Origin of the sequence: Cupriavidus basilensis, assembly GCF_000876015.1 — a bacterium.
GTDB lineage: Bacteria > Pseudomonadota > Gammaproteobacteria > Burkholderiales > Burkholderiaceae > Cupriavidus > Cupriavidus basilensis_B.
In genome coordinates, this window is record NZ_BBQM01000022.1 from 221,951 (window position 1) to 242,085 (window position 20,135).

18 protein-coding genes are annotated in these 20,135 nt (G+C 68.9%); 7 read left to right on the top strand and 11 right to left on the bottom strand.

All coding sequences use genetic code 11. The annotated features are described in order from the left end of the window. Positions 1-41 precede the first annotated feature (41 nt). The 3 genes from KF708C_RS24400 to KF708C_RS24405 form a co-directional block, all read right to left on the bottom strand. A complete protein-coding gene (locus KF708C_RS24400) occupies positions 42-494 on the bottom strand; it encodes a DUF192 domain-containing protein (RefSeq protein ID WP_020201733.1) in 453 nt (150 codons plus the stop codon). Positions 495-688: 194 nt separating this feature from the next. Beyond that, positions 689-907, bottom strand: coding sequence for a hypothetical protein (locus KF708C_RS34835; RefSeq protein ID WP_020201732.1), 219 nt, complete (start codon positions 905-907; stop codon positions 689-691). Positions 908-1,025: 118 nt separating this feature from the next. Then, positions 1,026-1,685, bottom strand: a complete 660-nt coding sequence (locus tag KF708C_RS24405) for a pseudouridine synthase (protein ID WP_020201731.1) — start codon at positions 1,683-1,685, stop codon at positions 1,026-1,028. 320 nt (positions 1,686-2,005) lie between these two features. Here KF708C_RS24405 and icd point away from each other — a divergent pair, with 320 nt between their 5' ends. Continuing rightward, positions 2,006-3,256, top strand: coding sequence for an NADP-dependent isocitrate dehydrogenase (icd, locus tag KF708C_RS24410; RefSeq protein ID WP_020201730.1), 1,251 nt, complete (start codon positions 2,006-2,008; stop codon positions 3,254-3,256). Positions 3,257-3,635: 379 nt separating this feature from the next. On the opposite strand, the gene KF708C_RS24415 is transcribed toward icd, so the two are convergent. Further along, positions 3,636-3,845 (bottom strand): cold-shock protein, encoded by a 210-nt coding sequence (locus KF708C_RS24415; protein WP_020201726.1) that lies wholly within the window; start codon positions 3,843-3,845, stop codon positions 3,636-3,638. Between the two features lie 496 nt (positions 3,846-4,341). On the opposite strand from KF708C_RS24415, the gene clpS reads away from it, so the two are divergent. The 4 genes from clpS to KF708C_RS24435 all read left to right on the top strand — a co-directional run bounded on the left by clpS (position 4,342) and on the right by KF708C_RS24435 (position 9,043). Next, positions 4,342-4,668, top strand: a complete 327-nt coding sequence (gene clpS / locus KF708C_RS24420) for an ATP-dependent Clp protease adapter ClpS (protein WP_006157525.1) — start codon at positions 4,342-4,344, stop codon at positions 4,666-4,668. Next, entirely contained in the window at positions 4,665-6,968 is a 2,304-nt protein-coding gene (clpA, locus tag KF708C_RS24425; RefSeq protein ID WP_059413550.1) for an ATP-dependent Clp protease ATP-binding subunit ClpA, read from the top strand. Before clpS ends, clpA begins: the two co-directional genes overlap by 4 nt. Before the next feature lie 160 nt (positions 6,969-7,128). Continuing rightward, a complete protein-coding gene (locus tag KF708C_RS24430; protein WP_020201724.1) occupies positions 7,129-8,142 on the top strand; it encodes a Bug family tripartite tricarboxylate transporter substrate binding protein in 1,014 nt (337 codons plus the stop codon). Positions 8,143-8,200: 58 nt separating this feature from the next. Then, on the top strand, positions 8,201-9,043 hold the full coding sequence (locus KF708C_RS24435; protein ID WP_059413551.1) for a VOC family protein: 843 nt from the start codon (positions 8,201-8,203) through the stop codon (positions 9,041-9,043). 52 nt (positions 9,044-9,095) lie between these two features. Here the strand turns inward: KF708C_RS24435 and dut are convergent, their stop codons facing one another. From dut to coaBC, 3 genes are all read right to left on the bottom strand, one after another. Then, positions 9,096-9,596, bottom strand: coding sequence for a dUTP diphosphatase (gene dut, locus KF708C_RS24440; protein ID WP_059413552.1), 501 nt, complete (start codon positions 9,594-9,596; stop codon positions 9,096-9,098). Between the two features lie 75 nt (positions 9,597-9,671). Next, the gene (locus tag KF708C_RS24445; protein WP_020201721.1) at positions 9,672-10,694 is read right to left on the bottom strand and encodes an LLM class flavin-dependent oxidoreductase; all 1,023 of its coding nucleotides are present in this window, start codon (positions 10,692-10,694) and stop codon (positions 9,672-9,674) included. Between the two features lie 53 nt (positions 10,695-10,747). Further along, positions 10,748-11,941 (bottom strand): bifunctional phosphopantothenoylcysteine decarboxylase/phosphopantothenate--cysteine ligase CoaBC, encoded by a 1,194-nt coding sequence (coaBC, locus tag KF708C_RS24450; protein WP_020201720.1) that lies wholly within the window; start codon positions 11,939-11,941, stop codon positions 10,748-10,750. Between the two features lie 203 nt (positions 11,942-12,144). On the opposite strand from coaBC, the gene KF708C_RS24455 reads away from it, so the two are divergent. Continuing rightward, complete coding sequence (locus tag KF708C_RS24455) at positions 12,145-12,738, top strand: YdcF family protein (RefSeq protein ID WP_081651342.1); 594 nt, start codon at positions 12,145-12,147, stop codon at positions 12,736-12,738. A 23-nt stretch (positions 12,739-12,761) separates the two neighbouring features. On the opposite strand, the gene lspA is transcribed toward KF708C_RS24455, so the two are convergent. From lspA to KF708C_RS24470, 3 genes are all read right to left on the bottom strand, one after another. Continuing rightward, on the bottom strand, positions 12,762-13,289 hold the full coding sequence (gene lspA / locus KF708C_RS24460; protein WP_020201718.1) for a signal peptidase II: 528 nt from the start codon (positions 13,287-13,289) through the stop codon (positions 12,762-12,764). Next, complete coding sequence (ileS, locus tag KF708C_RS24465) at positions 13,289-16,168, bottom strand: isoleucine--tRNA ligase (protein ID WP_059413553.1); 2,880 nt, start codon at positions 16,166-16,168, stop codon at positions 13,289-13,291. The genes lspA and ileS overlap by 1 nt, the downstream gene beginning before the upstream one ends. A 142-nt stretch (positions 16,169-16,310) precedes the next feature. Further along, entirely contained in the window at positions 16,311-17,318 is a 1,008-nt protein-coding gene (locus tag KF708C_RS24470) for a bifunctional riboflavin kinase/FAD synthetase (protein WP_059413554.1), read from the bottom strand. A gap of 148 nt (positions 17,319-17,466) precedes the next feature. On the opposite strand from KF708C_RS24470, the gene KF708C_RS24475 reads away from it, so the two are divergent. Next, positions 17,467-19,296, top strand: a complete 1,830-nt coding sequence (locus KF708C_RS24475) for a hybrid sensor histidine kinase/response regulator (RefSeq protein WP_059413555.1) — start codon at positions 17,467-17,469, stop codon at positions 19,294-19,296. A 50-nt stretch (positions 19,297-19,346) separates the two neighbouring features. Here the strand turns inward: KF708C_RS24475 and KF708C_RS24480 are convergent, their stop codons facing one another. Next, complete coding sequence (locus tag KF708C_RS24480) at positions 19,347-20,006, bottom strand: response regulator (RefSeq protein WP_020423701.1); 660 nt, start codon at positions 20,004-20,006, stop codon at positions 19,347-19,349. Positions 20,007-20,135: the final 129 nt, after the last annotated feature.

A 20,135-nucleotide genomic window follows, 5' to 3' on the forward strand; every position in this document is an offset into this window, starting at 1 on the left:
CCGGTCGCCGCGCGCGGCGGGCATGCCGCCGCGCCGTCCCGCTAGCGCGGCTGCGGCAGGCCGCCGATCTTCGCGCCGGCCTTCAGGCCCTTCTGTGCGAACCATCCCTTGTTCATCTCCAGCGCGTAGCGCACGGCCGCGCGCGGGCAATGGTTGTCTTCCGTCTGCGGCGCCATGTCCTCGATGTTGACGATGGCGCCGTCGTCGGCGAGGAAGGCGATCGACAGCGGCAGGTCGGTGTTCTTCATCCAGAAGCAGTGCCCGGCCTTGTCCTCGAAGACGAACAGCATGCCTTCGTTGGCGGGCATGTTCTTGCGGTACATCAGGCCCAGCTCGCGGGATTCCGGCGTGGCGGCGATTGCCGCCTTGATCGCGTACATGCCCGCGGTAAGCTGCCTGACCGGCAGGCCGCTGGCCGGCGCCTGGGCCAGCGCGGAAGTCAGGAAGGCAACGGCGCAGCCGCCGGCGAGAAGGAACGGGAGGACAGGACGCATGGAAGGGAAGCGGCGGATGACGGGTTCAGGACAGCCGCCAGCATAACGCAGCTATCGCGCGCGCGGCGCGCGCGATGGTTTCGCCGCGTTGCCCGGCCGGGCAACGCGCGGCGGCCAACAAAAAAGGCAGGCGGCCCCGCGGGCAGCCTGCCTTTCGCATGCCGGACGCAAGGTCCGGCGCGCCAGCAGTGAACTTACTGGGCGGCCGGCGCGTCAGCCTTGGCAGCCGCAGCAGCCTTGGCCTTGCGAGCGTGCTTGGCGTGGCTCTTCTTGGCGCTCTTGGCCGGCTTGGCAGCCGGAGCTTCCGCTGCGGGCGCCGCGGCGGCCGGAGCAGCCGGTGCGGGAGCGGCGGCTTGAGCGAAAGCGCCGGTGGCGAACAGGCCGGCGACCAGAGCAGCGATCAGTTTGTTCATGCTATCTACCTCGGAAGGTTGAATCGATTCGAAAGAGTGACTCGTGTGCGACGTGTCACTGTCAAAAACGAAGCGCGGCGGCGGGCCGTTGACCCGCGATCTGTTAATTTTTGTAACTTTATCGCCGCGGGCGCCCCGGACTCCGGGTTTGCCGCCCGGCCGGCGCGCGTGCCGTGTCCGCGCGCGGGGAGGGATGCGGGCGCGGCGCGGCGGCGGCGGGCAGGCCCAGATCCGCGGCCGAGACCTCGCACCACTGCCCGGGTGCCAGCCCGAGCGCGCGCAGGTCGAGCGCGCCGATCTTCACGCGCACCAGGCGCAGGGTGGGAAAGCCGACCGCCGCCGTCATGCGCCGCACCTGCCGGTTCTTGCCCTCGCGGATCTCCATTTCCAGCCATTGCGTCGGGATGGCGGCGCGGAACCGCACCGGCGGCTGGCGCGGCCACAGGAAGCCGGGCTCCTCGATCAGGCGCGCCTGCGCGGGCCGGGTGCGGAAGTCGCCGAGGTCCACGCCCGCGCGCAGGCGCGCGAGCGCGTCCGCGCCGGGCACGTTTTCCACCTGCACCAGGTACGTCTTCGCCAGCTTGTGGTGCGGATCGGCGATGCGCGCCTGCAGGGCGCCGTCGTCGGTCAGCAGCAGCAGGCCCTCGCTGTCGGCATCGAGCCGGCCGGCCGGGTACACGCCGGGCAGCGCCACGCAGTCGGCCAGCGTCGGGCGCGACGGGTGCGCGGAAAACTGGCTCATGGTGCCGAAGGGTTTGTTCAGGGCGATCAGGGTCATGCGGAGGCTGGAAGACGATGCCGGCAACGCGCCGACGGGCGCCAGTATGCCGCAGCCGCGCGCCCGGCCGGCGGCCCGGCGCCGCGGCAGGGCGCCGTGGCGATGGCGGATCGCGGGATTTTGTTGCATAATGAAAGGCAGTCTTATGTCTTATATAAGACTGGAACGCATTTGGCGTGCCACCGGCCGGCGGCTGTGTGCAACGCACCATCGCAGCTTCGGCGATCCCGCTAAAATGCCCCCGCGCTTCCCCATATCCCGCCGCCCGGCCCGCGCGCCTGGCGGCCTGTCCCATCCCCCCGTTCCGTACTGGAGACGTCATGTACCAACACATCAAGGTTCCGGCCGGTGACAAGATCACGGTCAACCAGGATTTCTCGCTGAATGTTCCGGACAATCCGATCATTCCCTTCATCGAGGGCGACGGAACGGGCCTGGACATCACCCCGGTGATGATCAAGGTGGTCGACGCCGCGGTGGCCAAGGCCTACGCCGGCAAGCGCAAGATCTCGTGGATGGAGATCTACGCCGGCGAGAAGTCGACCAAGGTCTACGGCCCCGACGTGTGGCTGCCCGAGGAGACGCTGCAGGCCCTGAAGGAATACGTGGTGTCGATCAAGGGCCCGCTGACCACGCCGGTCGGCGGCGGCATCCGCTCGCTGAACGTGGCGCTGCGCCAGCAACTCGACCTCTACGTCTGCCTGCGCCCGGTGGCCTACTTCAAGGGCGTGCCTTCGCCGGTGCGCGAGCCGCAGAAGATCGACATGGTGATCTTCCGCGAGAACTCGGAAGACATCTACGCCGGCATCGAGTGGGAAGCGGAAAGCGAGCAGGCCAAGAAGCTGATCGCCTTCCTGCAGAACGAGATGGGCGTCAAGAAGATCCGCTTCCCGGAAACCTCGGGCATCGGCGTCAAGCCGGTCTCCCGCCAGGGCACCCAGCGCCTGGTGCGCAAGGCCATCCAGTACGCGATCGACAATGACAAGCCCTCCGTGACCATCGTGCACAAGGGCAACATCATGAAGTTCACCGAAGGCGGCTTCCGCGACTGGGCCTACGAGCTGGCGCAGAAGGAATTCGGCGCCGAGCCGATCGACGGCGGCCCGTGGTGCAAGTTCAAGAACCCCAAGACCGGCCGCGAGATCGTCATCAAGGACGCCATCGCCGACGCCTTCCTGCAGCAGATCCTGCTGCGCCCGGCCGAATACTCGGTGATCGCCACGCTGAACCTGAACGGCGACTACATCTCGGACGCGCTGGCGGCCCAGGTTGGCGGCATCGGCATCGCCCCCGGCGCCAACCTGTCCGACTCGGTGGCCATGTTCGAAGCCACCCACGGCACCGCGCCGAAGTACGCCGGCAAGGACTACGTGAACCCGGGCTCCGAGATCCTGTCCGCCGAAATGATGCTGCGCCACATGGGCTGGACCGAGGCCGCCGACCTGATCATCTCGTCGATGGAGAAGTCGATCCTGTCGAAGAAGGTCACCTACGACTTTGCCCGCCTGCTCGAAGGCGCCACGCAGGTGTCGTGCTCGGGCTTTGGCCAGGTGATGATCGACAATATGTAAGCGCTAGCTGCCAGCCGCCCCTTCTGGCTTGGGGGCGCGAGCTGGCTGGCCCCCGGGCTTCCGCGAGGAGGTGCCGGGGGTTTTTCATTGGTGCGCGCAGTCAGGATGAAACCGGATGGGATCGTGGCAGGCGGGGCTGTCGGCGGCGCTGCCGCGATGTGGCAGCCAAACAAAAAGCCCGGCATTGACCTGACCGGGCTTTTTGACGGATGCGTCGCGTACTGCTGTTCAGCCTGTCTTTCCGGACACGGCACGCCGGCAGCCAGGGCCGGGCGGTATCCGGGGGGCTACAGGCCGATCCCGTTCCGGGGAGGACTCCCCCGCATCCTTTCGTGGCCGCCGCGCGCTCTGCCGGCGGGTGCGGCCATGCACAGCGTCTTCAGGCAGCAGCGTCCTGGATATTGGTGGCTTGCTTGCCCTTGGGACCCTGGATGATTTCGAAGGATACGCGCTGACCCTCTTTCAGGGTCTTGAAGCCACTCATCTGGATGGCCGAAAAGTGCGCAAACAGTTCTTCTTCGCCGTCGTCCGGCTTGATGAACCCAAAGCCCTTGGCGTCATTGAACCATTTGACGATACCGCTTGCCATAAACTCCCCCAACAAAAAAAGCAGGATACGAGCGGGGGAAAGCGCCGCGGCCAGCCGGCGCCCGGCATGTGGCTTCGCGCCGGGCCGGTCAGACCGGGCCGGGCGCTGTGGCACGACTTGCGGGGCACCGCGTGGCGGCCAGTTTCTCGATGCTGACTCGCCGCCGCCGGATTCGTGGGCCTCCCTGCTCACGGATCACCCAGGTCCGGCATATTGCTTGGCTCGCGTAACCAGACTGAATGTGTGAACGATTCTTCTGGCAAACATGGTCACTGTCAAGCTGGCAGATTCCCCACTCGCCGTAGGGTGTGGCGGGAAAGGAACGGCGGTCGGTGGTATTTTGGAGGGGTTTGGGTCCTGGCGGCGCGCCCGCGCTTCCGGGTGTCCCCGGATGCATTCGGCATCTCCGGAATTTCGATGGCCGCTGCATCGGCCTCTTGAATCCCGTGTCTTTTCCCCAAATTGCAGAGTTGTGCGTAAGGGTTAGAATAAAGCCATGGCTACACGGCTGGCAAATGTCCCACAACGCGAAGCAGGCACCGTACTGGAGCGGAAAGAGCAGGCGCTCAAACCGCCCGCCATGTACAAGGTCCTGCTGCTGAATGACGACTTCACCCCGATGGAGTTCGTCGTGATGATCCTGCAGCAGTATTTCAGCAGGGACCGGGAGACGGCGACGCAGATCATGCTCACCGTCCACCGGGAAGGCAAGGGGGTCTGCGGTATCTATACCAGGGATATCGCGGCGACGAAGGTCGAGCTGGTGTCAACGCACGCACGGCAGGCGGGTCATCCGTTGCAGTGCGTGATGGAGGAAGCATGATTGCGCAAGAATTGGAAGTCAGCCTGCACATGGCGTTTGTTGAAGCGCGGCAGGCACGCCACGAGTTCATCACCGTGGAGCACCTGCTACTGGCGTTGCTTGACAACCCCACGGCAGCGGAAGTCTTGCGCGCCTGCGCAGCCAATATCGAGGACCTGCGCACCAGCCTGAAGAATTTCATCGCGGACAATACCCCGGTGGTGCCCGGCACCGACGAGGTGGATACCCAGCCCACGCTGGGCTTCCAGCGCGTGATCCAGCGCGCCATCATGCACGTGCAGTCCACTTCCAACGGCAAGAAGGAAGTGACGGGCGCCAACGTGCTGGTGGCGATCTTCGGCGAAAAGGACTCGCACGCGGTGTACTACCTCCAGCAGCAGGGCGTGACCCGGCTGGACGTGGTCAATTTCATCAGCCACGGCATCCGCAAGGACCAGGCCGAGCCCGCCAAGCATGGCGAGGGCGCGGCCGAGGGCGAAGGCGGCGATGGCAAGGAAAGCCCGCTCGAGCAGTTCACCCAGAACCTGAACGTGCTGGCCAAGGCCGGCAAGATCGATCCGCTGATCGGCCGCGAGAGCGAAGTCGAGCGCGTGGTCCAGGTGCTGTGCCGCCGGCGCAAGAACAACCCGCTGCTGGTGGGCGAGGCCGGCGTCGGCAAGACCGCCATCGCGGAGGGCCTGGCCTGGCGCATCACCAAGAACGAAGTGCCCGACATCCTCGAAAAGGCGGTGGTGTACTCGCTCGACATGGGCGCGCTGCTGGCCGGCACCAAGTACCGCGGCGATTTCGAGCAGCGCCTCAAGGGCGTGCTCAAGTCGCTCAAGGACAATCCGAACGCGATCCTGTTCATCGACGAGATCCACACGCTGATCGGCGCGGGCGCTGCCTCGGGCGGCACGCTGGATGCCAGCAACCTGCTCAAGCCGGCGCTGTCGTCGGGCCAGCTCAAGTGCATCGGCGCGACCACCTTCACCGAGTATCGCGGCATCTTCGAGAAGGACGCGGCGCTGTCGCGCCGGTTCCAGAAGATCGACGTGGTGGAGCCGTCGGTCGACCAGACCGTGCAGATCCTGCGCGGCCTGAAGTCGCGCTTCGAGGAGCACCACGGCGTCAAGTACGCGGCGGCGGCGCTGACCGCGGCGGCCGAGCTGTCGGCGCGCTTCATCACCGACCGCCACCTGCCGGACAAGGCCATCGATGTGATCGACGAGGCAGGCGCCGCGCAGCGCATCCTGCCGAAGTCCAAGCAGAAGAAGACCATCGGCAAGGGCGAGATCGAGGACATCGTCTCGCGCATCGCCCGCATCCCGCCGCAGAGCGTCAACCAGGACGACCGCAGCAAGCTGCAGACGCTGGACCGCGACCTGAAGTCGGTGGTGTTCGGCCAGGACCCGGCCATCGAGGCGCTGGCCTCGGCCATCAAGATGTCGCGCGCGGGCCTGGGCAAGACCGACAAGCCGATCGGCTCGTTCCTGTTCTCCGGCCCGACCGGCGTGGGCAAGACCGAGGTCGCCAAGCAGCTCGCCTTCATCATGGGCATCGAGCTGCTGCGCTTCGACATGTCCGAATACATGGAGCGCCACGCGGTGAGCCGGCTGATCGGCGCGCCTCCGGGCTACGTGGGCTTCGACCAGGGCGGCCTGCTGACCGAGGCCGTCACCAAGAAGCCGCACTGCGTGCTGCTGCTCGACGAAATCGAGAAGGCGCACCCGGACATCTTCAACATCCTGCTGCAGGTGATGGACCACGGCGCGCTGACCGACAACAACGGCCGCCGCGCCGACTTCCGCAACGTGATCATCATCATGACCACCAACGCGGGGGCGGAGACCATGAACCGCGCCACCATCGGCTTCACCTCGGCGCGCGAGCAGGGCGACGAGATGGCCGACATCAAGCGCATGTTCACGCCGGAGTTCCGCAACCGGCTGGACGCCATCATCAGCTTCCGCTCGCTGGACGAGGAAATCATCCTGCGCGTGGTGGACAAGTTCCTCATGCAGCTCGAGGAGCAGCTCCACGAGAAGAAGGTGGAAGCCAGCTTCAGCGAGAAACTGCGCAAGTTCCTCGCCAAGAAGGGCTTCGATCCGCTGATGGGCGCGCGGCCGATGCAGCGCCTGATCCAGGACCTGATCCGCAAGGCGCTGGCCGACGAACTGCTGTTCGGCAAGCTGGTCTCGGGCGGCAAGGTCGTGGTCGACCTCGACGAGCAGGACCAGATCAAGCTGGACTTCACCGAAGCCGCCGCGGAGCCGCCGGAACCCCCGGAGGCGCCCGAGAACGAGAAGGCGGAGGTGTAAGGCGCCCGCCGGGCGGGAAGGCTGGCGGCAGTCCTGCCGCCAGCAATTCGTGCTATCCTCGGGCAAAATACAGGGCGGCAGCAATGCCGCCCTTTTTTGTTGTGGCCGGGTGCGGCTGCCACGGTAGCTGCGTCGAGCCCGCCATTTGCCTGAGTACCCGATGTCCCTGACCGAACGCTCGCGGCTGCGCCGCCTGCTGCTCAAATCGCTGCCGCTGGGCGCGATGCCCCTGATTCCCGCGCCCGGCCATGCCGCCCAGGGCGGCGATGCCCCCGTCGGCGGCGCCGGCCGGCCCATTTCGATGGTGCTGCCGTTCCCGCCCGGCGGCAGCGTCGACATCGTCGCGCGCCAGTTGCAGCCCGGCCTCAAGAGCGGCCTCGGCCAGACCGTGGTGATCGACAACAAGCCGGGCGCCGGCGGGCTGATCGCCTCCAGCATGGTGGCGCGCGCCAAGCCCGACGGCACCACCCTGCTGATGGCGTTCGACACCCACGCCATCAACCCGTTTGCCTACAAGCACCTGCCTTACGACACCTTCCGCGATTTCACGCCGATCTCGCAGCTGGTACGCTTCCCGCTGGTGATCGCCGCCAATCCCTCGCTGCCGGCTTCCAACGTGAAGGAACTGGTGGCAATGGCGCGCGAGAAGCCGGAGAGCATCCACTACGCCTCGTCGGGCGTGGGCAGCCTCAACCAGCTGGCGGCCGAGGCGCTGGCGACCGAGGCCGGGGTGCGCTTTCTCCATGTTCCATACAAAGGCGGCGGCCCGGCGGTGCAGGCCGTGCTGTCCAACGAAGTCGACGTCTTTTTCTCGAGCTACGCGGCCGTGCAGGCGCACGTGGCGGCCAAGACGGTCAAGCTGCTGGGCGTGACCGGCAGCGCTCGGCTGCCCCAGTTCCCGCAACTGCCGACCGTGAGCGAGCAGGGCTATCGCGGCTTCGAGGCGTATTCCTGGATCGGCGTGTTCGGCCCGGCCGGCCTGCCCGAGCCGCTGGTGGGCCGCCTGCACGACGCGCTGGTGCGCGCGCTGCGGCAGCCGCGCGTGATGGACGCGCTGGCCATGCAGGGTTTCGAGGTCGTCGGCGGCAGCCCGGCCGAACTCGCCAGCCTGGTCCGCCATGAGCACGACAAGTGGCAGGCGGTGGCGCGCAAGGCCAACATCCAGTTCGACTGACCGGCCGATTGCGGCCGGTCGACCGATTCGATTGATTGCAGGACTTGCAGAGGTAGCGATGACGACGGAACCGCTAGACCATGCCGTGATGGTGTGCCCCGATCTCGACGCCGCCGCGCAGGCGTGGCGTGGGTTCGGCTTCACCCTGACGCCGCGCGGCTACCACACGCTCGGCTCGCAGAACCATTGCGTGATGCTGGAGCGCGACTACCTGGAGCTGCTGCACGTCACCGCGCCGAGTCCCGCGCGCCAGTATTACTGGGACGCCCAGCAAGCCGGCGGCGGCTGCGCGGCGCTGTCCTGCAAGAGCGCCGACAGCGCCGCGGCCGCGACGCAGCTGCGCGCGGACGGATGGCATGCCTCGGAGGCGGTCAGGTTCTCGCGCCCGGTGCGGCTGGACGACGGCAGCGAGCATCCCGCCACGTTCTGCGTCACCGCCATCGACGATGCGCCCGGCGCGCGCTTCTTCCTCTGCGAGCACGTCACGCCGGAGCTGCTGTGGCGCCCCGAGTGGACCGCGCACGCCAACGGCGCCACCGGCATCGCCACCATGTTCCTGGTGGTGGCGCCGGCGCTGGTCGACGCCGCCGGCCGGGCCTATGCCGAGCTCACCGGCGGCGAGATGACGCAAATCAACGAGCACATCTGCAGCCTGGCGCTGGACGGCGCGGCGCTGGTCGTGACCACGCCGCAGGCGCTGGCCGCGGCCACCGGCACCGAGCAGGTGCGGCGCGCGGTGCCCGGGTATGCCGCCATCCGGCTGCGCACCGCGGACCTCGCCGCGGCCCGCGCGCATTGGCGCGCCGCCGGCGTGGACGCGTTCGACCTGGGCCCGGCGCAGAGCCTGATCCCGGCCGCGCTGGCCGGTGGCGTGGCGCTGCTGTTCGAGCAGGCGCACTAACAGGCTTACCAGGAGGCGCGCCGCGCGCGCCTGCTTTCCCGGCCCGTGGCGCTCAGGCGCTCTTGCCGGCGTGGTGCACGCCGGTCGAGCCGAACCCGCCCGCGCCGCGCGCGCTGTCCGCGGAAAAATCCTCCACCGTCCTGAACACGGGCCGCAGCACCGGCACGAACATCATCTGCGCGATGCGCTCGCCCGGCTCGATCACGATCGGCGCGGTGCCGGGCGCGTTGCGGTTCCACACGCTGACCATGATCGGGCCCTGGTAGTCGGCATCGATCACGCCGATCGAATTGCCCAGCACCAGCCCCTTCTTGTGGCCCAGGCCCGAGCGCGGCGCGATGGTGGCCGCCATGTACGGATTGGCCATGTGCACGGCGATGCCGGCCGGCACCAGCTGCGCCGGCGTGCCGGGCGCGATCGCGAGCGGCGCGTCCAGGCAGGCGTGCAGGTCGATCGCCGCCGCCATGTCGCTCTGGTAGGCGGGCAGGCCCCATTCGTGCAGGCGTGCGTCGAGCACCTTGATTTCGACGGTCGGATTGGCTTCGATGGTCATGGCTGTCGGTCCCGGAAAACGAAAAACGTTGGCAACCCGGGATGATAGCCGAACGGGCCGCCGCGCCGGCCCGCCTCAGTCCGCCGAGAGATCGAAGGCCTGCGCCAGCAGTTCGTAGGTGCGCAGCCGCGCCGCGTAGCTGGCGGCCACGCTCAGCACCACCAGTTCGTCGGCCTGGAAGCGCTCGCGCAGGTCCAGCATGCGCTGCGCCACCTGCTCCGGCGTGCCGCAGATGGTGCGCGGGCGCTCGCGCTCGACGATCAGGCGGTCGCGCTCGGTGGGCTCGTGCTGCGCGGCCTGCTCCAGCGACGGGATCGGCGCGTTGACGCCATAGGCCATCTGCAGCCGGCGCAGGTCCACGGCGCGCTCCAGCGCCGCCGCCTCGGCCTCGGTATCGGCGCAGATCACGAAGATCGCCGCGGCGCTGTACGGGCGCGCGTCATACGCGGGCGCGAAGTCCTCGCGGTAGTGGCGCGCCACGGCGTGGCCCATGTGCGGGTTGATGAAGTGGGCGAAGGCGAAGCGCAGGCCGAGCCGGGCCGCCAGCGCGCCGCCGTAGTCGCTCGAGCCCAGCACCCACAGCTCGGGCCGGGTATCGATCTCCGGCTGCAGCACCACGCCCTCGGCGATGTGCCCGGGCGGCACCTCGCCGCGCAGCAGCCAGGACAGGTCCTGCACCTGCTCGGCGAAATGGTCGCCGCGATTGTAGTCGCCCATCGCCACGGCCTGCGCGGTGCGCAGGTCGCCGCCCGGCGCGCGGCCCACGCCGAGGTCGATGCGGCCCGGGAACAGGCCTTCGAGCATGCGGAACTGCTCGGCCACCTTGAACGGGCTGTAGTAGGGCAGCATCACGCCGCCCGAGCCCAGCCGGATGCGCCGCGTGACGCTGCCCAGGCGCGCCAGCATGACTTCCGGCGCCGGGTTGCACACGCCGCGCAGGCCGTGGTGCTCGGCGCACCAGTAGCGCGTGTAGCCGAGCGCGTCGGCGGCCTGCGCCAGCTCCACCGTGGCGGCCAGCGCGTCGCGCGCGCTGTGGCCGGCGATGACCGGGCTCTGGTCCAGCACCGAGAGGCGCAGCTTGGGTTTGCTTTCAGGCATGTGGGGTTCGTGCCAAGGGGAGGGGTCGCGTGAAAGGGACGCCGGCGCGGGCTTCAGCGCGCCGGCAGGCGCTGGCCGATGGCGGCCACCAGGTGGCGCGCCAGCGTGAGCTTGTCCGCGCGCGGCAGGCGCGTCACGCCCCTGGCGTCGAACAGCACGATCTCGTTGTCGTCGAGGCCGAAGGTCTGGTGGCCGATATTGCCGACCAGCAGCGGCACGTTCTTGCGCTGGCGCTTCTGCTCGCCGTATTGCTCGAGCTTCTCGCTCTCGGCGGCGAAGCCCACGCAGTAGGGCGCGTTCGCGCGCGCCGCCACGGCGGCGAGGATGTCCGGGTTCTGCACGAACCGCAGCGTCGGCGTGTCGGTGTCGTTGGCCTTCTTGAGCTTCTGCGTGGCCACCTCGGCCGGGCGCCAGTCGGCCACCGCCGCCACGGCGATGAACACGTCGGCGCCGGTCAGGTTCGCCAGCACCGCATCGAACATCTGCTGCGCGCTTTCCACGTCGGCGCGCGCCACGCCGCGCGGCGTCGGCTGCGCGGTCGGTCCCGCCACCAGGATCACGTCGGCGCCGGCCTCGCGCGCCGCGCGCGCGATGGCGAAGCCCATCTTGCCCGAGGAGCGGTTGGTGATGCCGCGCACCGGGTCGATCGCCTCGAAGGTCGGCCCGGCCGTGATCACCACGCGGCGGCCCGCCAGCGGCTTGGGCTGGAAGAAGGCGACGAGGTCCTCGACGATCTCCTCCGGCTCCAGCATGCGGCCGTCGCCGATCTCGCCGCAGGCCTGGTCGCCGCTGCCGGGGCCGAGGATCGCCACGCCGTCGGCGCGCAGTTGCGCGGCATTGCGCTGCGTGGCCGGCGCGCCCCACATCTGGCGGTTCATGGCGGGCACCACCAGCAGCGGGCAGTCGCGCGCGATGCACAGCGTGGAGAGCAGGTCGTCGCACAGGCCGTTGGCCAGCCGCGCGAGGAAATCGGTGGAGGCGGGCGCGATGACGATGGCGTCGGCCTCGCGCGACAGGTCGATGTGGGCCATGTTGTTGCCCACGCGCGCATCCCACTGGGACGTGAATACCGGCCGGCCCGACAGCGCCTGCATCGTGACCGGGGTGATGAAGTGGGTCGCGGCCTCGGTCATGACCACCTGCACGGTCGCGCCGGCCTTGGCCAGCAGGCGGACCAGCTCGGCCGACTTGTAGCAGGCGATGCCGCCGGTCAGGCCAAGGACGAGATGCTTGCCTCGCAGATCCATGATGCTCTTTGCTCGAAGGTGTGGTCCGGGTGCCGGGGCTCGGTTGCCTTGCGATTGTCCCGCAATGGCATGCCGCTGCGCCGGAGAAACGTCAATAATACCGGCTTGCCCGCGCGCGCGTTTGCCGCGCCGCCGCTCGCGGCCGCGCCGGCCTCCGCGGCCTCCCCATCCCGCTCATCCTCTCACCTTTGCCCGCCAACCTCATGTCGCCACGTCCCTTGTTTCGCCAGCACCGCACGCCGCGCCCGCTGCGCCCGCAGAACCTGATCCTGCTGTTGCTGGCGGGCGTGTTCGCGCTGGCCCTGCTGCTGCTGGCCTTCGCCAAGGTCTGGCTGCCGCGCGAGGACGTGCCGGCGCGGGCGGACTGGATCGTGGTGCTGGGCGGGGAATCGGGCGAGCGCGTGATCGGCGCGGCGGAGCTGTATCACGCCGGCGTGGCGCCGTTCGTGTTCGTCACCGGCGCCGGCGACTGCCTGCTCAACGTGCGGCGCCTGGTCATGGCCGGCGTGCCGCGCGGGCGCATCGGCTACGAATGCACTTCGCGCAGCACCTGGGAAAACGCCCGCATGACGCGGGCGCAGCTGGAGCGGTTCGCGCCGCGCCGGGCGGTGCTGGTGACCAGCTGGTACCACACCGGCCGGGCCCTGCAATCGTTCCGCCAGGCCTGGGGCGAGGTCGAGTGGGGCGCCCACGGCGTCCATCCCGGCGTGAGCCTGGACAGGTCGCTGGTGGTCTACGAAGCGGGCGCGGTGCTTGCCGAATATCTCAAGCACGCCTGGTACGCCGTGCGCCACTGAGCGCGCGGCGCGCCCGGCGCCGTTCAGTGCCGGCGCACGCGCCGCAGCTCGTCCACGATCAGCAGCACCGCGCCGACCGTGATGGCGCAGTCCGCCACGTTGAACGCGGGCCAGTGGTAGTTGCGCGCGTGGAAGTCGAGGAAGTCGATCACGTGGCCGTAGATCACGCGGTCCACCACGTTGCCGATGGCGCCGCCCAGGATCAGCGAGATGGCGAAGCAGAACAGGCGCTGGCCAGTATGGCGGTACAGCATCCACACGATGAACAGGCCCACCACCACGCCCAGCGCGGTGAAGAACCAGCGCTGCCAGCCGCCGGCGTCGGCCAGGAAGCTGAAGGCGGCGCCCTTGTTGTAGACCAGCACCAGGTTGAAGAAGCCGGTCACGGGGCGCGATTCGCCGTAGGCGAAGGTCCTGACGATGACGATCTTGAAGAACTGGTCGAGCACGATCACCAGCAGGGCGAACGCCAGCCACAGCAGCGGCGTGGTGTGGCTGGCCTTGCTGGCGCGCTTGCCGGCGCGCGCGCCGCGTGTGGTGGTGGCGGCCATCAGGCGTGGCTCCTGTGTTCGCCGGCGCCGAACAGGTTGCTGTCGCAGCGCCCGCAGAGGGTGGGATGGGCCGGGTCGCGGCCGACGTCGGCGCGGTAGTGCCAGCAGCGCTCGCACTTGGCGTGGGCCGACGGCGTCACCGTGACCATCAGGTCGCCGCCTTCCGGCGCCGGCGCCACCTTGGCGGCCGAGGTCAGCAGCACGAAGCGCAGGTCGTCGGCCAGGCTTTGCAGCGCGGCCAGCACCGGGCCGCCGGCCTGGATGGTGACTTCGGCCTGCAGCGACGAGCCGATCTCGCCGTCCACGCGCACCGCTTCGAGCTGCCTGGTCACTTCCGCGCGCACGTCGCGGATGGTCTGCCACTTCTGCAGCAGGTCGTCGGCGTCGTCGACCGCCGGCACCTCGTAGTAGGTGCTGGTGAAGATGGTGTCGCGGTGCTCGGTGCCGTGGCCGAAGATCTGCCACGCTTCCTCGGCGGTAAACGAGAGGAACGGCGCCATCCAGTGCAGCATGGCCTGGGTGACGTGGTAGACCGCGTTCTGCGCGGCGCGGCGCGCCTGCGAGCCGGGCGCCGTGGTGTAGAGGCGGTCCTTGAGCACGTCGAGGTAGAAGCCGCCGAGGTCTTCCGAGCAGAAGGTCTGCAGCTTGGCCACCACCGGGTGGAATTCGTAGGCCTCGTAGTGCGACAGGACCTCGCGCTGCAGGCGGCCGGTCAGCGCCACCGCGTAGCGGTCGATCTCCAGCCATTCCGACACCGGCAGCGCGTGCTGCGCGTGGTCGTAGTCGGCCAGGTTGGCCAGCAGGAAGCGCAGCGTGTTGCGGATGCGGCGGTAGCCTTCCACCACGCGCTTGAGGATCTCGTCGGAGATCGACAGCTCGCCCGAGTAGTCGGTCGAGGCCACCCACAGGCGGATGATCTCGGCGCCCATCTTGTTCGACACGTCCTGCGGCGAGACCGTGTTGCCGACCGACTTCGACATCTTGCGGCCTTCGCCGTCGACGGTGAAGCCGTGCGTGAGCAGCGCCTTGTAGGGCGGCTTGCCGTACAGCATCGAGGCGGTCAGCAGCGAGGAATGGAACCAGCCGCGGTGCTGGTCCGAGCCTTCCAGGTACAGGTCCGCCAGGCGGCCCTCGGGCAGGTCGGCCGACGGGTCGTACAGATCCGCGCGGTGCGAGCCGCGGATCACGGTCCAGTGCGTGGTGCCGGAGTCGAACCAGACGTCGAGCGTGTCGCGGTTCTTCTCGTAGAACGCGGCCTCGTCGCCGAGCAGCTCCTGCGGGTCCAGCGTCTGCCAGGCCTCGATGCCGTGCTGCTCCACGCGCCTGGCCACTTCCTCGAGCAGCGCCGGCGTGCGCGGATGCAGCGCGCCGGTTTCCTTGTGCACGAAGAAGGCCATCGGCACGCCCCACTGGCGCTGGCGCGACAGGGTCCAGTCGGGCCGGTTGGCGATCATGTTGTGCAGGCGCTGCTTGCCCCAGGCGGGGTAGAACTCGGTGGCCTCGATGCCGGCCAGCGCGGTCTCGCGCAGGGTCGGGCCGTCGTCGACCGGGTCCACGTCCATGCCCGCGAACCACTGCGAGGTGGCGCGGTAGATGATCGGCGTCTTGTGGCGCCAGCAGTGCATGTAGCTGTGGGTGTACTTGTGCGAGTTGAACAGGTTGCCCGAGGCTTCCAGCACCGCGACGATCTTCGGGTTGGCGTCCCAGATCTTCTCGCCGCCGAACAGCGGCAGCGTGCTGGCGTAGACGCCGTCGCCCATCACCGGGCTGATGATGTCGGCGTCGCTCATGCCGTGCGCCTTGCACGACTGGAAGTCCTCCACGCCATAGGCCGGCGCCGAGTGCACGATGCCGGTGCCGGTATCGGTGGTGACATACTCGCCCAGGTAGACCGGCGAGAGGCGGTCGTAGCCCGCGTCGGTCTTCGCCAGCGGATGGTGGAAGCGGATCTCCGACAGCGCCGCGCCCGTGGCGGTGGCCAGCACGCTGCCTTCGAGTCCGTAGACCTTGAGCTGCTCCTCGACGCGCTCGGTGGCCAGGATCAGGTGGCCGCGCGGCGTGTCGACCAGCGCGTATTCCACTTCCGGGTGCACGTTGAGCGCCTGGTTGGACGGGATGGTCCACGGCGTGGTGGTCCAGATCACGACCCAGCCCGGCCTGGCCGCCAGTTGCGCGGCCGGCAGCTTGAACGCATGGGCCAGCTTGTCGGTCTCGGCGAACGGGAAGCCCACGTCGATGGAGAGGTCGGTCTTGTCCTTGTACTCGACCTCGGCCTCGGCCAGCGCCGAGCCACAGTCGAAGCACCAGTTCACCGGCTTGAGGCCGCGGAACACGTAGCCCTTTTCCATGATCTTGCCCAGCGCGCGCAGCTCGTCGGCTTCGTTGCTGTGGTTCATGGTCAGGTAGGGATGGTCCCAGTCGCCGAGCACGCCCAGGCGCTCGAAGTCCAGCTTCTGGCGGGCGATCTGCTCGGTGGCGTAGGCGCGCGCCTTCGCCTGGACTTCCTGCACCGGCAGGCCCTTGCCGAACTGCTTCTCGATCTGGATCTCGATCGGCATGCCGTGGCAGTCCCAGCCCGGCACGTAGACGGCGTCCAGGCCCGACAGGCCGCGCGCCTTGATGATCATGTCCTTGAGGATCTTGTTCACCGCGTGGCCGATGTGGATGTCGCCGTTGGCGTACGGCGGGCCGTCATGCAGGATGAACTTCTTCGCGCCCTTGCGGGCGGCCCGGATCTTCTTGTAGATCTGCTTGTCCTGCCACTGCTTGACCCACAGCGGCTCGCGCTTGGGCAGGTCGCCGCGCATCGGGAACGGGGTGTCGAGCAGGTTGACCGGGTACTTGCTTTTTTCGGGCTTGGCGCGTTTGTCGTTGGACATGTCGATTCTCGGGGCAATTCGGTTGGCGCGCGGGGCGCCAGCTCGGCTGGCTGCGGGCGCGCGGTACGGCGTGGGCTGGCTGCGGGGAAGCCTCGGGTTTGAAGGGGTAGCGACCCGGGTCCCGCTGCGCGGGAACGGGGCGCTAGCTAATTCGGTCGGTGGCGGAGGTGGCGAAGTCGCGGCTGCCCGCGGCCGGGGGCGTGCCCGCGGGCGAGCCCGGCACGGTCAGGCCGAAGAACGCGCGCGCATCCGCGCAGTCCTTGGCGATGGCCGCGGTCAGCGCTTCCAGGCCGTCGAAGCGGGCCTCGTCGCGCAGCTTCTTCATGAACTCGACGCGCACCAGCTTGCCGTAGATGCTCTGGTTGAAGTCGAACAGATGCACCTCCAGCAATACCCGGCCGGCGTCCTCGATGGTCGGGCGCACGCCGATGCTGGCCACGCCGGGCACCGGATGCTCGCCCAGGCCGTGCACCTGCACCACGAAGATGCCGCTGACCGCCGGCCGCTTGTGCGAGATGCGCAGGTTGATGGTGGGGAAACCGAGGTCGCGCCCCAGCTTGCGCCCGTGCACCACGTGCCCGCTGATGGCGTAGCCGTGGCCGAGCAGGCGGCGCGCATGCTCGAGGTCGCCGCCGACCAGCGCCTGGCGCACCGCGGAGCTGGAGATGCGCACGCCGCCTTCGGAGACCGAGCCCATCTGCTCGACGTCGAAGCCGAACTGGGCGCCGGCCTGCTGCAGGTAGGCGAAGTCGCCGGCGCGGCGCGCGCCGAAGCGGAAATCGTCGCCGACCAGCAGCCAGCGCGTGTGCAGGCCGTGCCATAGCACGTTCTCGACGAAGGCCTGCGGCGACTGGGCGGCGAAATGGGCGTTGAAATGCTCGACCACCACGCGGTCGACCCCGTTGCGGCGCAGGCTCTCGAGCTTGTCGCGCAGCAGCGCGATGCGCGCGGGCGCCTTGTCCGGGGTGAAGAACTCGCGCGGGTGCGGCTCGAAGGTCATCACGCACAGCGGCAGGCCGCGCGCGTCGGCCGCCGCGCGCGCGCGCGCGAGCAGCGACTGGTGGCCGCGGTGGACACCGTCGAAATTGCCGATGGTCAGGGCGCAGGGCGCCCGGCTCTCGGCATTGGGCAGGCCACGGAAGACTTTCACGAGGACGGCGTCGAGCGTTTGGGTAAAGCGGGCATTATAAGGCGAATGGGGGACGAGTTTCGCCCGGCGGTACCGGGCCCGGCGCGCGGGCTGGCGTTTTTGTGCACGGATCGGCCCATCGGCGTGGCGCCACTCCCCAAAAGGCGGCATGATACGGCGGATCGCATCCGACGTCCCAGCCCTTCCTTTGAACGCGCTGCTCAACCGAATCCTGCCGCCGCCAGGGCCTCCGCTCGATACCGAAACGCGGGCCAAGCTGCTGGCGACCATCCATCGCGTCTCTCCCACCGCCACCGTGGCCTCGCTGGTGCTGCCGGCGCTGACCGCGGTCGCCTTCTGGTCCGCCGCCGACCATGCCGCGCTGCTGGGCTGGTGCGGCGTGATGCTGGTGTTGGCCACCGCGTCGACGTGGTTCTACTACGGCTACCTGCGCGACGGCGCCACCATGAGCCGCTCGGCCCATACGCGCAAGTGGTGGGCCAACATGCGCGCGCTCGCCTTCCTGACCGGGCTGACCTGGGGCAGCTCCGCGCTGCTGCACCTGTTCACCGGCTCCGCCGTGTTCTCCAGCGTGCTGTACCTGCTCGCGGTGGGCGTGCTGGCCGGCGGCGTCACCGCGCAGTCGCCGGTGCCGTCGAACCTGGTCTACGCCGGCATTCCGATCCTGGTGCCCAACATTTTGTTGGCCGACTACGCCTTTCCGGGCCACGGCACCTACGTGCAGTTGCTGCTGGTGGTCTACGCCATCATGCTCACGCGCCACGCGCTGAACCTGCAGCGCACGCTGGTGCGGGCCATCCAGCTCGAGAGCGACAGCCGCCGCCTGGCCAAGCAGTTCCAGGAGGAAAAGGAGCGCGCGCTGCATGCCAGCGAGGAGAAGTCGCGCTTTCTCGCCGCCGCCAGCCACGACCTGCGCCAGCCCGTGCATGCGCTGGTGATGCTGGTCGAGGCGCTGCGCGCGCGCAACAAGTCGTCCTCGCTCCATCCGCTGGTCGAGCAGGTGGCCGCCGGCACCCAGACCATCGACCTGCTGTTCCGCTCGCTGCTGGACCTGTCCAAGCTCGAGGGCCGCAAGGTGCTGCCGACGCTGGAGCCGTGCGAGCTCGGCCACCTGATCAACGAGGTGATGAGCCAGTTCGCCGCCGACGCGCGCGAAAGCGGCCTGACCCTGACCCCGCGCGTGCCCGAGGAACTGTTCGCGATGGCCGAGCCGGTGCTGCTGCGCCGCGCGCTGTTCAACCTCGTGCAGAACGCGCTGCGCTACACCCGCCGCGGCGGCGTGCTGGTGACGGCGCGCGAGCGCCGCAAGCATATCCGCGTGGAGGTGTGGGACACCGGCGCCGGCATCACGCCGGAGCACCTGCCCGACATCTTTTCGCCGTACTACCAGGTGCACAACCCCCAGCGCGACCCGTCCCAGGGCCTGGGGCTGGGGCTGGCCATCTTCAAGGAATGCGTGCGCCTGATGCGCGGCACCTACGGCGTGCGCTCGGTGCCGGGGCGCGGCTCGGTGTTCTGGTTCTCGCTGGCGCCGGTGGAGGCCGAGACCGTGGCCACCATCCGCGCGGTGCGCGCCTCGGCGGCGGCCGAGGACACCAAGCCGGACCATCTGCGCGGCACGGTGCTGGTGGTGGACGACGACACGCAGATCCGCAAGGCCTGGATCGCGCTGATGGAAGCCTGGGGCATCCAGGTCGCGTGCGCCGCGCACGGCGCCGATGCCGACCGCCTGTTCATGCAGGGCCTCAGGCCGGACATCATCTTCTGCGACCTGCGCCTGCCCGGCAGCGAGAACGGGCTGGACCTGCTCGAGCGCTGGCAGAACACCCAGCCGCAGGCGCGCAGCGCGCTGCTGTCGGGCGATCTCAAGTCCGACGCGCTGGCGGCGGCCGAGGAAGCGGGCTATTTCGTGCTGCCCAAGCCGGTCGATCCGGCGGCGCTGCGGCTGCTGCTGCGGCGCTGGCTGCGTCCCGCCTGAAGGCAGGCAGGTGGGCGGGCGGCAGGCGGCGGGCGGGGCCCGGCCGCGCCTTACTGGCGCAGGCGGAAACGCTCCATGCGCGACATCACCTGCATGCGCGTGCGCACGCCGAGCCGCTGCAGGATCGCCGAGACGTGTTCCTTGACGGTGTTCTCGGTCAGCCCCAGGCGCCGCGCGATGACCTTGTTCGGCAGCCCTTCGAGCACCAGCGCCAGCACCGAGCCCTGGCGCGGCGTCAGCCCCAGCTCCGCCGGCGTGACCGGGATGCCGTGGGCCGGCCCGAACGACTGCGCGCGGCCGTTGAGGGCCTCGTCGGAAGGAAACGAGGTGTCGCCCGCCAGCACCTTGCGCACGGCCGCGGTGAACGCGTTGGCGTCGAGGTGCTTGCCGACGAAGCCGTAGGCGGCGAGCGCGCGCGCGCGGCCCACGATCTCCGGCGTGGCCTCGGCGGACATGAAGATGAAGCGCGCCGCGGGCACCAGCGTCTTGAGCGCCTGCATGGCGTCGAAGCCGGTGCCGTCGGTGAGCCAGATGTCCAGCAGCACGATATCGGGCCTCAGCCCCTGCTGCAAGGTGTTGAGCGCCTCTTTGGCGCTGCCGGCGGCATGGACCGCAACGTCGGGCATCACTTCCGCCAGGAAGGCGGTGGTGCCGGACAGGGCCATGGGATGATCATCGACCACCAGCAAGGTCGGTGCAGCGTTCGACATGCGATTTCCCGTCTAATTTTCCACTTCGTCCTTGTTGTCACTTGAAGCCGCGTAAACGGTCTGCGCGTGGACGATAGCAGCCACTCTAGCAGAGCGGGCGAGGCGTCACAATCCGTGAACAAGCTAAGC

What these genes read in the sequence shown, in the direction of transcription:
- KF708C_RS24400 (WP_020201733.1), bottom strand. Translation starts at nt 494, where the DNA reads ATGCGTCCTGTCCTCCCGTTCCTTCTCGCCGGCGGCTGCGCCGTTGCC.
- KF708C_RS34835 (WP_020201732.1), bottom strand. Translation starts at nt 907, where the DNA reads ATGAACAAACTGATCGCTGCTCTGGTCGCCGGCCTGTTCGCCACCGGC.
- KF708C_RS24405 (WP_020201731.1), bottom strand. Translation starts at nt 1,685, where the DNA reads ATGACCCTGATCGCCCTGAACAAACCCTTCGGCACCATGAGCCAGTTT.
- icd (WP_020201730.1), top strand. Translation starts at nt 2,006, where the DNA reads ATGTACCAACACATCAAGGTTCCGGCCGGTGACAAGATCACGGTCAAC.
- KF708C_RS24415 (WP_020201726.1), bottom strand. Translation starts at nt 3,845, where the DNA reads ATGGCAAGCGGTATCGTCAAATGGTTCAATGACGCCAAGGGCTTTGGG.
- clpS (WP_006157525.1), top strand. Translation starts at nt 4,342, where the DNA reads ATGGCTACACGGCTGGCAAATGTCCCACAACGCGAAGCAGGCACCGTA.
- clpA (WP_059413550.1), top strand. Translation starts at nt 4,665, where the DNA reads ATGATTGCGCAAGAATTGGAAGTCAGCCTGCACATGGCGTTTGTTGAA.
- KF708C_RS24430 (WP_020201724.1), top strand. Translation starts at nt 7,129, where the DNA reads ATGTCCCTGACCGAACGCTCGCGGCTGCGCCGCCTGCTGCTCAAATCG.
- KF708C_RS24435 (WP_059413551.1), top strand. Translation starts at nt 8,201, where the DNA reads ATGACGACGGAACCGCTAGACCATGCCGTGATGGTGTGCCCCGATCTC.
- dut (WP_059413552.1), bottom strand. Translation starts at nt 9,596, where the DNA reads ATGACCATCGAAGCCAATCCGACCGTCGAAATCAAGGTGCTCGACGCA.
- KF708C_RS24445 (WP_020201721.1), bottom strand. Translation starts at nt 10,694, where the DNA reads ATGCCTGAAAGCAAACCCAAGCTGCGCCTCTCGGTGCTGGACCAGAGC.
- coaBC (WP_020201720.1), bottom strand. Translation starts at nt 11,941, where the DNA reads ATGGATCTGCGAGGCAAGCATCTCGTCCTTGGCCTGACCGGCGGCATC.
- KF708C_RS24455 (WP_081651342.1), top strand. Translation starts at nt 12,145, where the DNA reads ATGTCGCCACGTCCCTTGTTTCGCCAGCACCGCACGCCGCGCCCGCTG.
- lspA (WP_020201718.1), bottom strand. Translation starts at nt 13,289, where the DNA reads ATGGCCGCCACCACCACACGCGGCGCGCGCGCCGGCAAGCGCGCCAGC.
- ileS (WP_059413553.1), bottom strand. Translation starts at nt 16,168, where the DNA reads ATGTCCAACGACAAACGCGCCAAGCCCGAAAAAAGCAAGTACCCGGTC.
- KF708C_RS24475 (WP_059413555.1), top strand. Translation starts at nt 17,467, where the DNA reads ATGATACGGCGGATCGCATCCGACGTCCCAGCCCTTCCTTTGAACGCG.
- KF708C_RS24480 (WP_020423701.1), bottom strand. Translation starts at nt 20,006, where the DNA reads ATGTCGAACGCTGCACCGACCTTGCTGGTGGTCGATGATCATCCCATG.